General features: G+C 47.7%; 14 protein-coding genes, 1 riboswitch and 1 other annotated feature. Of the genes, 4 read left to right on the forward strand and 10 right to left on the reverse strand.

Annotated elements, in window-relative coordinates:
• Positions 1-17: 17 nt before the first annotated feature.
• The 6 genes from hisH to F0316_RS08455 form a co-directional block, all read right to left on the reverse strand.
• Positions 18-629 carry an imidazole glycerol phosphate synthase subunit HisH gene (hisH, locus tag F0316_RS08430; RefSeq protein ID WP_101410742.1) on the reverse strand — a complete coding sequence of 204 codons (612 nt, stop codon included), beginning with the start codon at positions 627-629 and terminating at the stop codon, positions 18-20.
• Positions 629-1,702: a bifunctional histidinol-phosphatase/imidazoleglycerol-phosphate dehydratase HisB gene (gene hisB, locus F0316_RS08435; RefSeq protein ID WP_000043564.1), complete on the reverse strand. Its 1,074-nt coding sequence runs from the start codon at positions 1,700-1,702 to the stop codon at positions 629-631. Before hisB ends, hisH begins: the two co-directional genes overlap by 1 nt.
• Before the next feature lie 51 nt (positions 1,703-1,753).
• Positions 1,754-2,794 carry a histidinol-phosphate transaminase gene (hisC, locus tag F0316_RS08440; RefSeq protein WP_101410744.1) on the reverse strand — a complete coding sequence of 347 codons (1,041 nt, stop codon included), beginning with the start codon at positions 2,792-2,794 and terminating at the stop codon, positions 1,754-1,756.
• A 3-nt stretch (positions 2,795-2,797) separates the two neighbouring features.
• On the reverse strand, positions 2,798-4,093 hold the full coding sequence (gene hisD, locus F0316_RS08445) for a histidinol dehydrogenase (RefSeq protein ID WP_101410746.1): 1,296 nt from the start codon (positions 4,091-4,093) through the stop codon (positions 2,798-2,800).
• 4 nt (positions 4,094-4,097) lie between these two features.
• On the reverse strand, positions 4,098-4,994 hold the full coding sequence (gene hisG / locus F0316_RS08450; protein WP_101410748.1) for an ATP phosphoribosyltransferase: 897 nt from the start codon (positions 4,992-4,994) through the stop codon (positions 4,098-4,100).
• Between the two features lie 55 nt (positions 4,995-5,049).
• Positions 5,050-5,183, reverse strand: a sequence feature (His leader region).
• A 219-nt stretch (positions 5,184-5,402) separates the two neighbouring features.
• The gene (locus F0316_RS08455; protein ID WP_084981882.1) at positions 5,403-7,004 is read right to left on the reverse strand and encodes a Na+/H+ antiporter NhaC family protein; all 1,602 of its coding nucleotides are present in this window, start codon (positions 7,002-7,004) and stop codon (positions 5,403-5,405) included.
• Between the two features lie 115 nt (positions 7,005-7,119).
• Positions 7,120-7,302: riboswitch (Lysine riboswitch) on the reverse strand.
• 395 nt (positions 7,303-7,697) lie between these two features.
• Here F0316_RS08455 and F0316_RS08460 point away from each other — a divergent pair.
• Complete coding sequence (locus tag F0316_RS08460; protein WP_001290200.1) at positions 7,698-8,105, forward strand: H-NS family histone-like protein; 408 nt, start codon at positions 7,698-7,700, stop codon at positions 8,103-8,105.
• 47 nt (positions 8,106-8,152) lie between these two features.
• Here F0316_RS08460 and F0316_RS08465 read toward each other — a convergent pair whose 3' ends face one another.
• A complete protein-coding gene (locus tag F0316_RS08465) occupies positions 8,153-9,457 on the reverse strand; it encodes an inosine/guanosine kinase (RefSeq protein WP_000671617.1) in 1,305 nt (434 codons plus the stop codon).
• 264 nt (positions 9,458-9,721) lie between these two features.
• On the opposite strand from F0316_RS08465, the gene mnmA reads away from it, so the two are divergent.
• From mnmA to purB, 3 genes are read left to right on the forward strand one after another with little or no spacing between them, the layout of a single operon-like run.
• Positions 9,722-10,837, forward strand: coding sequence for a tRNA 2-thiouridine(34) synthase MnmA (mnmA, locus tag F0316_RS08470; RefSeq protein ID WP_000109995.1), 1,116 nt, complete (start codon positions 9,722-9,724; stop codon positions 10,835-10,837).
• A 22-nt stretch (positions 10,838-10,859) separates the two neighbouring features.
• Positions 10,860-11,477 carry a high frequency lysogenization protein HflD gene (gene hflD, locus F0316_RS08475; RefSeq protein WP_001262240.1) on the forward strand — a complete coding sequence of 206 codons (618 nt, stop codon included), beginning with the start codon at positions 10,860-10,862 and terminating at the stop codon, positions 11,475-11,477.
• Between the two features lie 57 nt (positions 11,478-11,534).
• A complete protein-coding gene (gene purB, locus F0316_RS08480; RefSeq protein ID WP_000423486.1) occupies positions 11,535-12,905 on the forward strand; it encodes an adenylosuccinate lyase in 1,371 nt (456 codons plus the stop codon).
• Positions 12,906-12,995: 90 nt separating this feature from the next.
• On the opposite strand, the gene F0316_RS08485 is transcribed toward purB, so the two are convergent.
• Genes F0316_RS08485 through F0316_RS08495 form a run of 3 tightly spaced genes read right to left on the reverse strand, consistent with a single transcriptional unit; the run spans position 12,996 to position 14,558 of the window.
• Positions 12,996-13,523 (reverse strand): DUF3833 domain-containing protein, encoded by a 528-nt coding sequence (locus F0316_RS08485; RefSeq protein WP_001234235.1) that lies wholly within the window; start codon positions 13,521-13,523, stop codon positions 12,996-12,998.
• Positions 13,520-14,056, reverse strand: a complete 537-nt coding sequence (locus F0316_RS08490) for a chalcone isomerase family protein (protein WP_000881186.1) — start codon at positions 14,054-14,056, stop codon at positions 13,520-13,522. The genes F0316_RS08485 and F0316_RS08490 overlap by 4 nt, the downstream gene beginning before the upstream one ends.
• Entirely contained in the window at positions 14,019-14,558 is a 540-nt protein-coding gene (locus F0316_RS08495; protein WP_001229555.1) for a DUF2878 domain-containing protein, read from the reverse strand. Before F0316_RS08495 ends, F0316_RS08490 begins: the two co-directional genes overlap by 38 nt.
• Positions 14,559-14,560: the final 2 nt, after the last annotated feature.

The following is a 14,560-nucleotide window of genomic DNA, read 5'->3' on the forward strand; positions in this document are numbered from 1 at the left end:
TTGACCAGCGCTTGTCCCTAAAGCTCAAGAAAGTTTTGAATCAAGCGTGCGCCCGCTTTTGAAGAGCGCTCAGGGTGAAATTGCACCCCGTAATAGTTCCCCGCTTGAATCGCTGCGCTAAACGGCTGACCATACTCGCACTGGGCAATGGTGTAATCGCCAACGGGCATGGCAAAGCTGTGCACGAAGTAGAAGTACGCATCACGTTCTATACCGTTAAACAGTGGATGCCCCTCTTTCACTTGCACCGTGTTCCAGCCCATGTGTGGCAACGGCAGATCGCCGGTTTGCAGCAAACGGACTTCGCCATCGACCAGCCCTAAGCACTGCACAATCTCATCGGCTTTCTGACCTTTTTCTTCCGACAATTTGCCAAGCAATTGCATGCCAAGGCAGATGCCAAGCAATGGTTTCTCAACCCGTTTCACCAACTCGATCAAATCACGTTCGGTGAGGTTTTTCATCGCTTCGCTCGCGGTGCCAACTCCGGGCAGAAACAGTTTATCTGCCGCGAGTACCACTTGCGGATCGCGCGAAATCGTCACCGCATAACCTAATCGTTCAATGGCGAATTTGACCGAGGAGATATTGGCGCAGCCAGTATCAATAATCACCACATTCTGAGTCATCAGAGCACCCCTTTACTGCTCGGCAGATCGTTACCTTGCACCGTGATGGCTTGACGCAGCGTGCGGCCAAACGCTTTAAACAGGCTCTCAATGATGTGGTGATCGTTATCGCCACTGGAAGAGAGGTGCAGAGTACACGCCAAAGTATCGGTCAATGAGCGAAAGAAGTGATACACCATCTCAGTCGACAGATCGCCCACTTGCGGGCGGCTAAAGCTCGCATCAAATTTCAGATACGGGCGGCCCGAGAGATCCAACGCGCACTGTGCCAAACACTCATCCATGGGCAATGTGAAACCAAAGCGTCCAATACCACGTTTGTCACCCAGTGCTTCACGCAGTGCTTGCCCTAGTGCCAAGGCGGTATCTTCCACCGTGTGGTGATCATCAATGTGCAGATCGCCCACCACTTTCAGTTGCAGTTGGAAACCGCCGTGGGTCGCGATTTGATCCAGCATGTGATCAAAAAAGCCCAAACCCGTTTCGATCTGATTACCGCCAGTTTGGTCAAGATTGACTAGAACCTGAATATCGGTCTCTTTGGTTTTACGCACCACTTGGGCAACACGCGGCTTGGTGGTGAGATCTTTAACGATATCCAGCCAACCCATAGTTTGCGGGTGGTATTGAATACCGCGAATCGCCATATTTTCCGCCAGTTGCAGATCGGTCATGCGATCGCCAATCACGGCTGACGATTTGAAATCGACTTTGCCACCTTGTAGATACTCTTTGACCAAGCCAAGTTTCGGTTTGCGGCACGAACAGTTATCACGCTCAAAGTGCGGGCAAATCAACACATCATCAAACTTCACGCCTTGCGATTCAAAAATGTCCATCATCATGTTATGCGGCGCATCGAAATCGGCCTGCGGGTAGCTTGAAGTGCCTAAACCATCTTGATTGGTCACCATCACCAAACGATAACCCGCCTCTTGTAGCTTGAGCAGGCTTGGGATCACATAAGGCTCAAGTTTGAGTTTGTCCAAACGGTCAACTTGGAAATCCACTGGCGGCTCAACAATTAAGGTGCCGTCGCGGTCGATAAAAAGAATTTTTTGTTGTTTGCTCACAAGAATGTCCTTTTCATCAGCAGCCCGCGCTGCGAGCTGCTGTAAACAAAATTACTGGTAGTAGTTACGGATGAACGCGACGGTTTTTTCACACTCTTCGCGATTGCCAACACTGATACGCACACAGTTTTCAATCGGTGAATTACGCAAAATAATGCCGTGCTCCCACGCCGCTTTAAACAGTGCATCACCATCAGGGAATTTCACTAATAGATAGTTACCCCAACCTTCAAAGACCTGCACACCCGGAACCATAGAGAGCCCCACTTGTAGGTAAGCTCGATTCGCGCCGAGATCCAATACTTGGTATTTGGCGCGCGCGAGACCTGCAGGTGATAAGGCTTGCACCGCGATTTCGGCAACCGGCACTGGCACCGGATAAGGCGCGATCACTTTGAGTAACACATTGATGAGTTCAGCATTGGCAAGCGTGAAGCCACAGCGTAGTCCCGCCAAAGCAAAAGCTTTAGAGAGTGTGCGTAGAATCGCCAAGTTCGGATATTGGGCGAGCAAATCAACCGTCGATGCCTCTGGGCAGAAATCGATGTAGGCTTCATCCATCACCACAATCGCGCGATCTTTGGTCATATCAAGCAGTTTGATAATGTCGGCACGTTTCACCAAGTTCCCAGTCGGGTTATTGGGGCTACACACAAACACCAATTTGACGCGATCCAGATTGGCTTCGATGCTCGGTAAATCGAGTTGCCAATCGGCAGTCAACGGCACTTTTTTACGCTCGACGCCAAAGGTTTCTGCACTGATCGCGTACATGCCATAGGTTGGAGGACAAAACAGAATCGCGTCTTGATTGGGTTCGCAGAAAGCGCGGATCAAAAGCTCAATCCCTTCATCCGCGCCGCGCGAAGTCAGCACTTGCTCCGGCTGTACCCCTGCGTAATTGGCGTAGGCTTGGATCATCGCCTTAGGTTGGCAATCACTGTAACGATTAAGGCGCGCAAAATCGGTTTTGTATTCGTTATTGAAAGGCGATTCGTTGGCATTGAGCCAAACATCACCACTACCACCAATACGACGCGCAGAAAGGTATGGGGTTAACGCCTGAATTTGTTGACGAGCCAGTTTTTCCATAATTTATTGAGCCTTCTGTAATTTTTCTACTCGAATCGTAACCGCACGTTTGTGCGCGTCTAACCCTTCCGCTTCCGCCATCGTGACGACGGTAGGCGCGAGCAATTGCAAGCCATCAGCGGTCAGTTCTTGCACTGTCATGCGTTTGCTGAAATCGGCCAAACCTAAGCTGGAATAGGTGCGGGTGTAACCGTAAGTCGGCAGGACATGGTTAGTACCTGAAGCGTAATCGCCTACCGATTCTGGCGACCAATCGCCAAGGAAAATGGAGCCTGCGTTATCGAGCAGTGGAACCAACTCACGCGGGTTGCGCGTCTGCACAATCAAGTGCTCAGGTCCGTAGTAGTTAGAAATTGACACTGCTTGGGTGAGTGATTCAGCAATAATGATCAGACTGGAAGCCAAGGCTTTTTCAGCAATGCTGGCGCGCGAAAGGACTTTAAGCTGCTTTTGCACCGCATCAGTCACTTGATCGGCCAACACTGGTGATGGTGTGACCAGAACCACCTGTGAATCTGGGCCGTGCTCTGCCTGACTGAGTAGATCGGCGGCGATAAAATTGGCATCCGCCGTTTCATCAGCAATCACCAACACTTCAGAGGGGCCAGCTGGCATATCAATCGCTGCGCCACGGAAATCGTTACTCACTTGGCGTTTTGCTTCCGTCACATAGGCGTTACCGGGACCGAAGATTTTGTCGACTTTAGTGACCGTTTCCGTGCCATAAGCCATAGCAGCGATCGCTTGGCCGCCGCCTAAGTTGTACACCTCATCGATGTTACACAGCTTAGCGACGTAGAGAATTTCATCAGCGATGGGCGGTGGTGAGCAAAGCACCACTTTACGGCAGCCTGCAATTTGTGCAGGCACACCAAGCATTAGCACGGTTGATGGTAGCGGCGCGCTACCACCCGGAATATACAGACCCACTTTATTGATCGGACGAGTCACTTGTTCACACACCACTCCGGGCATGGTTTCCACTTTGATTGGCTGAGCTTTCTGCGCCTTGTGGAATTTGCTGATGTTGTTGTATGCCAGCTCCAACGCCTGTTTCATTGTTTCCGACAAACGCGCGGCCGCGGCATCCATCTCTTCGCGAGATACGCGCAGTGAAGCGGGTTTTACACGATCAAATTTTTCAGTTAATTCAAACAGGGCTGCATCACCCTCACTGCGCACTTTCGCAATCACCTGCGCAACTGCGGCAGTGATGTTTGCTCCTTCGGTAATCGCAGGACGTTCTAAAATCGATTCTTGCTGAGCTTCACTCAACGATTGCCAAACAACGGTTCTCATCGCCTTACTCCATCATTTTTTCAATCGGTAACACCAGAATTGAGCTGGCACCGAGGGCTTTCAGTTGTTCCATGGTTTCCCAGAATAGATTTTCCGAACTCACCATGTGCACTGCAACTTTGGATTTGTCGGCAGACAAGGGAAGCACTGTTGGGTCTTCCGCTCCGGGCAACAAGGTTTTGATTTGCGCCAGCTTCTCAACCGGAGCGTGCAGCATGATGTATTTCGATTCTTTGGCTTGTTGCACGCCGTGCATGCGAGTGAGGAGTTTATCGATCAGTGCGGCTTTATCGGCAGCAAAAACACCTGGGCGCTGAATAAGCGTCGCTTTCGATTCAAAAATCACTTCCACTTCTTTAAGACCGTTGGCTTCCAAGGTTGCGCCAGTGGAGACCAGATCCGCAATCGCATCCGCTAACCCCGCGCGTGGTGCAACTTCAACCGAACCCGTCAACATACAGGTGCTGAAATCCACGCCTTGGCGATCCATATAAGCTTTGAGCAGTTGTGGGTAGGTGGTGGCAATACGCTTACCATTCAGATCTTGCGGGCCACGATACTCAGCATCTTTTTCAATCGCGATCGAGAGACGGCAACCACCAAAATCCATACGGCGCAGAGTGATAAATTCGTTACGTTGGTTGAGCGCTAGGCGATCTAAACGTGTTTCTTCAAGCACGTTTTCACCAACAAAACCCAAATCCACCACCCCATCCATGATCAGTCCTGGAATGTCATCGTCACGCACCAACAACAGGTCAATCGGCATATTCAGTGAATGAACCACCAAGCGCTCACCCATGATGTTGAATTTCACACCGCATTTTTTCAGCAGTTCTTGGCACTCTTGGCTCAGGCGGCCTTTTTTCTGTATCGCGATTCTGAGTCGTTGTGTTTGCATGTCATTCTTCCTTTGCAATTTGTTGAATTTAATAATTTTTCCAAAGCTTAAAACGAAAAACCCTCGGGAGGTTTGGTCTCCCGAGGGTTAGAATCTTTTTATGGCTCTGATTTCAACTCCGGGAGATTCCTGTCCCCCGGGTATGCGTACATCTCCCGAAAGACACCTTAGGGATGATGATGGTGATGAATGTTCATTACGAAATTACGCATACTTAGTGGTTTCTGTCTGTTTGAGAACTGCCTTCACACTAACCAAGCTAAGTTTTTTTTTCAACCACAAATTGACACTTTTCTGGTTATTTTTTTATGACGGCTTTAAGAGCTCATCACCACAACTCAAAGCTGCAACTAAGGTTAGCGATAAAAAAAGAGGCCGACTGGCCTCTTATCTCTATAGCGATGCGAATTAGGCAGACACCTGTTTGCTCACTTTGGCTTTTGATAGTGCTGCAAAAATTAAGCAAACCACCACAAAGCTCACGGATGCGGCAGCTAAAGCCAGCCCGAGTGAAGCAAAAATTCCCAGCACCACGTAACCAATCGCTGACACTAACGCAACCGCCAATGCGTAAGGCAGTTGAGTCGCAACGTGGTCAATATGATGACAACGTGCTCCCGTCGAAGAGAGAATCGTGGTATCTGAAATCGGAGAACAGTGATCGCCAAATACGGAACCGGCAAGCACCGCACCGAGCATCGGCAGCATAAGTGCAATATCTGTAGCGCCCGCCATGTCACCCGCAATCGGCAGCATGATGCCAAAAGTGCCCCATGATGTGCCGGTAGAGAAAGCCATCGCGCCTGACAAGATGAACAGAATGACCGGAAGCCAATGTGGGTCAATATTGCCTTGTACGAGAGAAGAGAGATAAGCACCGGTCTTCATGTCACCGATGACAGAACCTATGGTCCACGCAAAAATCAGGATCAAAATTGCACCAAACATCGATTTCGCACCAATCCATAAGGTTTTTGCGATTTCAGCCATCGGTAGTTTTTGGCGCAACACGGTCACGAAAGCCATCGCCAGACCGACTAATCCACCATATACCAATGAAGTACCAACATTGGTATTTTCAAACGCCCCAAAAATATCAAATGACTGACCACTTTCCGCTAATGCACTTGCGCCAGTCCAAATCATTGCACCAATGGTCGCAACGACCAAAAATACAATCGGCAACATGAGATCGAGTACTGTACCGCGTTCACTTTCACGAATATCAAGCTCTTCATTGAGTTCGTGAGCCTCTTGTGTATCTGTACTCGGGTCTTCATCAAAACCACGCCCTTGAGAAGCGGCAATTTCATGCTTGCGCATCTGGCCGATATCCATTTGGAACCACACCACCGCAAATACCATCAGCAACGCAAAGATCGCATAGAAGTTCATCGGCACTAAACGCAGATAAGCACCTAATGCGGAATACTCCTCGATACCGTGCGAAACTAAAATGCCACCGATAATGGTCATGATATACGCGCCCCAACTTGAGGCGGGCATGACCACACACATAGGCGCAGCAGTAGAATCGAGAATGTAAGCGAGTTTGGCACGCGAAACGTAAAAACGATCGGTCACTGGGCGAGAAATAGAACCGACAGCGAGGCTATTAAAATAGTCGTCAACAAAAATGAATACGCCTAAAAATGCCGCCAGTAATTTAGAGCCACGTTTACTTTTCACCCGGACTTGTGCCCACTGAGCAAAAGCGCGAGTGCCGCCCGACAACGTCAGTAGCGCAGTCATCATACCCAGTAACAGTAAAAAGCCGACAATACTCATATTCCAAGCATTGATCGCGCCCTCTTTGACAAACACGCTACCCACTTGTGTGGCGATATATTGCAACGACTGACCAATAGAATAATCAGCCAGCAGTAAAGCACCTAAAAAAATCCCCACGCCAAGAGAAAGAAGTACACGGCGAGTCACAATAGCCAAACTCAATGCCACCAGCGGTGGTAAAACAGAGAGTGGCGAAGAAGCAAAATCGATTAAATTCATGATCTTCCTAAACCAGTAAAAAATGGTTAGAGATCTACTGCAGACAAATCAAGCGACATCATGTCAACTTAATTTATGTTGAACTAAGCGAAAGGGAAGCGAACACTTCACCCAACCCTACAGTAGCGCTCCATAGTTTAACAACAATATAGACTATGGCAGTGTTACACCTATTGAATGTAACCCCAGCCAACTGCGTTGATGGGCAAGTTGACTTCGGCGGCAACGCCTTTTTCCACAATTCATTGGCATCACCCCAACTGTGGATACTTTTCGTAACCGCTCCTCTACGGCGAAAACTTCATCCTAATCTGCCAATTCATTTGGCTCATTTAGTCTGCTTTTCGCATTAGGTGAGAGACATTTTACTTAACAAAAATATCAATGCAACTAGGTTCCAGTGAGAAAAACAAGTGCCACAGCTCACAAATCAATCATTTCATTGATACTTATTTCATAAAAACACCGCAAGACTTGATATATAGAACTAATATTATTTACCTGTATGATAAGTTCCTGCAGCTGCTTTTATATGCGTCTGCAGTATTCTAAATAGTAAATTCATTAAATAAACATCATTTTATATTTTTACTTTCTTACTATTTTGACTTAATATTTGCAGCGAAAACTTGTCAGTATAATAAGCTAGGTTTAGTATTAACTCGTTATCCAAATTGTGAACAGGAAATGGTAATGTCGGAAATCACTAAGACTTTATTAAATATTCGTAGCCTACGTGCTTATGCACGCGAACTGACTATTGAGCAACTTGAAGAAGCGTTAGATAAATTAACGACCGTCGTTCAAGAGCGTAAAGAAGCAGAAGCAGAAGAAATTGCTGCTCGTGCAGAGCAAGAAGCGAAATTAGCCGCAATTGCTGAACAAATTGCTAAAGATGGTATCGACCTCGAAGCGCTTATTTCTGCGCTATCAGGCGAAACTAAAACGAAAGCAAAAGGCAAACGTGCACCTCGCCCTGCAAAATACAAGTATATCGACACCAACGGTGAAGAAAAAACTTGGACAGGCCAAGGCCGTACTCCTTCAGTGATCCAAAAAGCACTGGATGAAGGTAAATCTCTGGAAGAATTCGCTCTGTAATTTTGCCAGAAACTAAAATGATAAAGGCTCCGGAAGGAGCCTTTTTGTTATCTTTCCCAATAAGCCTCTTCAAGGCTATCTTCTCGCTCAGGAAGACCACGTGAAAGACGTGGTGAGTGCTGCGCCAATACTTCATAACTTGCACGGTTAGAGTATTTGCAAACTTGAGAGAAAGAAGAATAGGTTAAAAACTCATGTTGATGCTTACTTGAGTTAGGGACATTTTCTTTATGGTATTTATTAGCAGCCATATCATGCAGTAGAGCGGATAATGCTGCGTCTCCAGCACCATTGGTATTTTTTATCTTCTCTGGACCGCCCATATACGGTGAAATATGTGAATAAACACGAATAGGATTTATACAACTCTCTTTACGGGCAGGACGGCTAAATTCATAGCGGTTAAATTCTGGGACCGATCCCGGTAATAACGGTAATGACGTTTCACGTTTAGCGGAATCTTCGGTGTAACCCGCCATAAATAAACCGACTGGGCCTGCAGTACACAGTACTAAATCAACCCAATCTAACGCTTTATCTGAGGCTGCGAGCGGATCGCTTTCTCCTGTTAAAGCTAATGCTTCATCTTCATTCATTGCCACCACAGTGACATGATCACGTAAAAATTCTTGCCAGAATTTCGGATCATCTTGAATAACAAATTTAGTACCTAGGGTTAATACCACAGGCACATCATATTTTTTGGCATATTCAATGGCACGCATTGTTGCTTCCGGCATAGGGTCGCCTTCTTTACAACGAACTAAATAAGCCGTGATCACTAATGCAGAAGCACTAGCAAATATTTTTTCAGGAATACTGTCTGGGCGTAATTGGTTCATTTGACCTTCGCTGATCGCGAAAGTACGTTCACCATCTTCGGTAATCAAGGCAAAGCAGCGGCCAATAGCACCATCTACACCTTGTAAATAGTTGAGATCCATCCGGCTAGAAGTGTTACACAGATAGCGATAACCGTAACTGCCAATTTTAATATCTTGGCTCATCACACCCAGTAGCGTGGAGCGATCATCCGCAAGCACGGAGTAATTATGCAGCGTATTCCCTATGGTTCCACCTGCATATTCATTGGTAATCAAACGCTGCTCTTTTAATTCGTTGTATAACGCTTCTGCAGCCTGATCATCAATGACCAATGAGTGTCCTTTACTTAAACCATAACGCTCAATCAAATCTGAATCGACTTTGGCCTCAATATCCACTAGGGTTTGATCAATACCGATAATGTGGGTGCGCGACATCTTCTTATTTTCTTGCGCTTGAATGACCAGAGGATCACGCGCGTGAACCGGAAAATAATGCTTAGATTTGCGTTGGCCAGGAAATTTCATAAAGGTTACTTGGGTTCAAGGATGAAAGGAGCGCCGATTCTACCGCGCACCTTTTAGTGCAGCAATAAAGGAAAAAAAAGCAAACGTTTGCACGCTGAGGATTTTATTTCGCGCTCTTCTCTTAGCGCTTGGAGCACAAGTGATTCAATAGGTTAGCAACATAGCGCTTAAGTTCGGGGAAGTGTGATTAGCGTCTCGGATCTGTCCTCGAAAAATTCTTTCTGTTAGAATCCCCGTCCAAGTTCCTCAAGTGGTAGATAAGTGATGTCTGTAGAGCACAGCGCAAACAGCCAAAAGAAAGTGATTGTCGGTATGTCTGGAGGGGTTGATTCCTCTGTTTCAGCCTATCTTCTCAAGCAACAGGGTTACCAAGTGGAAGGCCTGTTTATGAAAAACTGGGAAGAAGACGATAACGAAGAGTATTGTACTGCGGCGGAAGATCTTGCCGATGCTCAGGCGGTGTGTGACAAACTCGGCATCCCACTTCATACCATTAACTTCGCAGCAGAATACTGGGACAACGTATTTGAATACTTCCTCGCGGAATATAAGGCGGGACGTACTCCTAACCCAGATATTTTGTGTAATAAAGAGATCAAATTTAAAGCCTTCTTAGAATTTGCTGATGAAGTGCTGGATGCGGACTACATTGCCATGGGGCACTATGTGCGTCGCACCTTCCCGCAGAATGGCGAAAAACCGCAAATGCTGCGCGGTTTAGACGGTAATAAAGACCAAAGCTACTTCCTTTATACTCTGAGTCATGAGCAAGTGGCGCGTAGCCTATTCCCAGTAGGTGAACTAGAAAAACCTGAAGTACGCCGCATTGCCGAAGAACAAGGCTTAATTACCGCGAAGAAGAAAGATTCAACCGGTATTTGTTTTATCGGTGAGCGCAAATTTACCGACTTCTTATCTCGCTATTTGCCAGCCCAACCGGGTAAAATTGAAACCCCGGAAGGCAAAGTGATTGGTGAACACCAAGGCTTGATGTACCACACTCTCGGACAGCGTAAAGGTCTGCACATTGGTGGTATGAAAGAGAGCAGCGAACAGCCATGGTATGTGGCGGATAAAGATCTCAAACGCAACGTACTCATCGCGGTACAAGGCGCGGATCATCCCCTACTCAAATCGCATGGTTTGGTGGCGGCTCAGTTACATTGGGTTGATCGCACCCCCATCACAGAACCTGTACGTTGCAGCGTGAAGACGCGTTATCGTCAAAGTGACATCGCTTGTACCATCATTCCCCTGAGTGATGACCGCATCAAGGTGATGTTTGACGAGCCACAAGTGGCCGTGACTCCGGGACAATCCGCCGTCTTTTATCAAGGTGAAATCTGCCTTGGTGGCGGCATTATTGAAGAGCGCATTTAAAGTCAATTTTTAGGAGATTTACGTGGCTAACGCAATTTACGACCGTACCATCGCTTTCGCTGGCATTTGTCAGGCAGTGGCACTTGTGCAGCAAGTCGCCAAAAATGGGTACTGTGATTCTGATGCGTTTGAAACGTCGCTCAAAGCGATTACTTGTACCAATCCAAGTAACACGCTTGAAGTTTTCGGTCACGAAAGTCAGCTCAAGCTCGGCTTAGAGTGCTTGGTCAAAGGGATTGACAGCACGCCATCAGGTAGCGAAATTACCCGTTACCTGATCAGCCTAATGGCGCTTGAGCGTAAATTAAGTGGTCGCCGCGATGCCATGAGCCAACTCGGTGACCGCATTCAAATGATTGAGCGTCAGCTTGACCATTTTGACTTATTTGATGATCAAATGATCAGTAACCTCGCCAGCATTTACCTTGATGTGATTAGCCCAATTGGCCCGCGCATTCAAGTGACTGGCACTCCAGCCGTATTACAGCAAACCGCTAACCAGCACAAAGTGCGCGCCCTACTCCTGTCAGGGATCCGCTGCGCCGTATTGTGGCGTCAGGTTGGTGGACGCCGTCGTCACCTGATTTTCGGTCGTAAAAAGATGATCGAACAAGCGCAGATTTTGTTAGCGCGAATCTAAGTGATGACTACCCACTCGAATTACTCACACCTTTAACTCAATATTCAGGAGAAGAACATGGAACTGTCAGCATTGACTGCTGTTTCACCGGTAGATGGCCGCTACGGAAGTAAAACGATTGCGTTACGCAGTATCTTCAGTGAGTTTGGTCTCCTAAAGTACCGCACTATCGTTGAAATTCGCTGGCTACAAAAGCTAGCCGCCACTGCTGAGATCGCAGAAGTGCCTGCATTCAGTGCCGAAGCGAATCAATTCCTTGATGCGATTGCCGCCAACTTCAATGAGGCGGATGCACTCCGTATCAAAGAGATTGAACGCACCACCAACCACGATGTAAAAGCCGTGGAATACTTCCTGAAAGAGAAAGTAGCGGCCATGCCTGAGCTGCATGCCGTCAACGAGTTCATTCACTTTGCTTGTACTTCCGAAGACATCAACAACACTTCACATGCGTTGATGCTCAAAGAAGCGCGTGACACGGTGATCCTGCCTGAAATTCGCAACGTGATTGACGCAATTCGCAAACTGGCCGAAGAGTACCGCGATATTCCGCTGCTTTCTCGTACTCACGGTCAGCCAGCCTCTCCATCGACCATGGGTAAAGAGATGGCGAACGTGGCCTACCGCATGGAGCGCCAATACAAGCAGATCGCTAACGTAGAAATCCTAGCCAAAATCAACGGTGCGGTGGGTAACTACAACGCGCACCTTTCTGCTTACCCAACGGTAGATTGGCATAAATTCAGCGAAGAGTTCATCACTGAATCTTTGGGCGTAGATTGGAACCCGTACACCACGCAAATCGAGCCGCATGATTACATTGCTGAGCTGTTTGAAGCGGTGGCACGTTTTAACACCATCTTGATCGATTTTGATCGTGATGTTTGGGGTTACATTGCTCTGGGCCACTTCAAACAAAGAACCATCGCGGGTGAAATTGGCTCGTCTACCATGCCACACAAAGTCAACCCAATCGACTTTGAAAACTCAGAAGGTAACTTGGGTCTGGCGAATGCGATGTTTACTCACCTAGCGCAAAAGCTGCCTATCTCTCGTTGGCAACGTGACCTAACGGATTCTACTGTGCTGCGTAACCTCGGTGTGGGTGTCGGCTATGCCATCATCGCTTATACCTCAACTTTGAAAGGCATCAGCAAGCTGGAAGTGAACCGCGACGCACTACTTGCAGAACTGGATCACAACTGGGAAGTTCTGGCAGAGCCAATCCAAACTGTGATGCGCCGCTACGGCATTGAAAAGCCATATGAGAAGCTCAAAGAATTGACTCGTGGTAAGCGAGTAGATGGCGAAGCGATGCGTCAATTCATTGATGGTTTAGCACTGCCAGCGGAAGAGAAAACGCGCTTGAAAGCCATGACACCAGCCAGCTATATTGGCTACGCGATTGAGCTGACGGACAAGCTGTAATCTCGACAAGAGAGACCAAATGACTAAGGGGAGCAACGGCTCCCCTTTTACTTATCGACGACTTATCGACTTGGTTTATACCAGACCGTTTCACTCTTGCTTTTCAAAAAACAGAGTAATCCGACCGACTTCAAGACCAAATTTGCGAATTTTGGTTAAATTAAATACTCGCTTGTCATCTTGTCGATACAGCCAGTCATCGAAGTGTACTTGCACATCGCCGCTGTCGAGTTTCAACACAAAATCGTATTGCCACTGCAGTGCATTACCCACTTCTTTACCGCGAGCCGTTCCAACAATGTCATCCGCTTGTCCTTCGTACTCATCATCAGCCGTTCGGTTAATCGTCCAGATCCGTTGATCCTTCTCCCCATCATCAAACACGAAGTCTTCGACTAAAATCAGTTGGTTATTCTCAATCCGACCTTCAATTACCACCTCAAAACGGCGCGTCTGCTTCTCGGTATAGTCTTGCACCATACCCCACGCATGTGTCGTTCCGACAAAGTAATTGAAGAGATCAAACTTAGGCGTCGTCGCACGATAATCATCAATCTCTGCCGAGCATCCACTAAGCCAGATACAGAGCAGTAATAGCCAACATTTAGCCAATCTCATGGTCGATTCATTCCTATCAATTGATTACGTAAGGTTAAATATTCCGTTTGCGGCGACAGCCAAATGGAGAGAAAAGCATCATTAAACGCTTCATCATCAATGCGGCCTACCGAACGTTCCGTCTGTTGCTGTCGACTAAAGAAAAACTCTCCGCGCTGCCCATCAGAGACATACACTAGGCGATCTCCCGTCGCGACATCCGGCAGTATTTGCTGCAGTTGCTTCAACCACGCTTGGGTTTGCGGTGCGGTGAATCCCAGTTTTCGCCACTGATCCTCAGTAGCATCCACCAACTGTTTACTGCTGATATCGCGCAAATAACGGATCTCAAGAGCCACAGGATGTGGCGAGACATCTTGCGACTCATGATACAGGCCATCAGGCGCTCGCAACTGCGAGGAGTAGATATCCAGCCACAGCCATGAAAGGGTGGCCTGCCCAACAACTGGCCATTCTGCCCATCGCTGGAAAGTTTTATGCTCCGCTTGCGCCGCATTAGCGACGGCGGCGTAACCAAGTCCGCTCGCGAGCAAAACGAATAGGGTTATAAGTCCTTTTTTCATGCCTCATTACCTTCAACAGTAACCAAGTGATACCTATCCATTCCAAAAACAGTGCCAACATGACGATAAAGGTGGGGTATTCCCAACCAACCGCGCCCATTCGGTAACCAAACCAATAACTTAAACTTCCCAAAACGCCTCCGGCGAGACACAGAAGAGTATGGGAATATTGGTTAAGCTGCGGCAGTAAGTGGCCTGCATACCAAGTAAACGCAAACCAGAGTGCCACCAACCAAAGTGGAAATTGATCGTCGGCAAAGGTGAGTAACCCAAGCAGCATATTGCTGCTGTCTATCATGATGCCAACCACCGCCATCCAAACCATTTTTTCAAACAGCGGATGGCGCTGGATTGCCGTTAAGCCATAGGTGGCAACCACCAGTAATGTGGTGAGCCATAACCAGGTTTGCTGCCCCAAGACAGCCAGTGCCCAGAGCAGGTCAAACCACAATGAGATCGCCACTAACGCCATGA

It is taken from the genome of Vibrio cholerae, assembly GCF_008369605.1.
Classification (GTDB): domain Bacteria; phylum Pseudomonadota; class Gammaproteobacteria; order Enterobacterales; family Vibrionaceae; genus Vibrio; species Vibrio cholerae.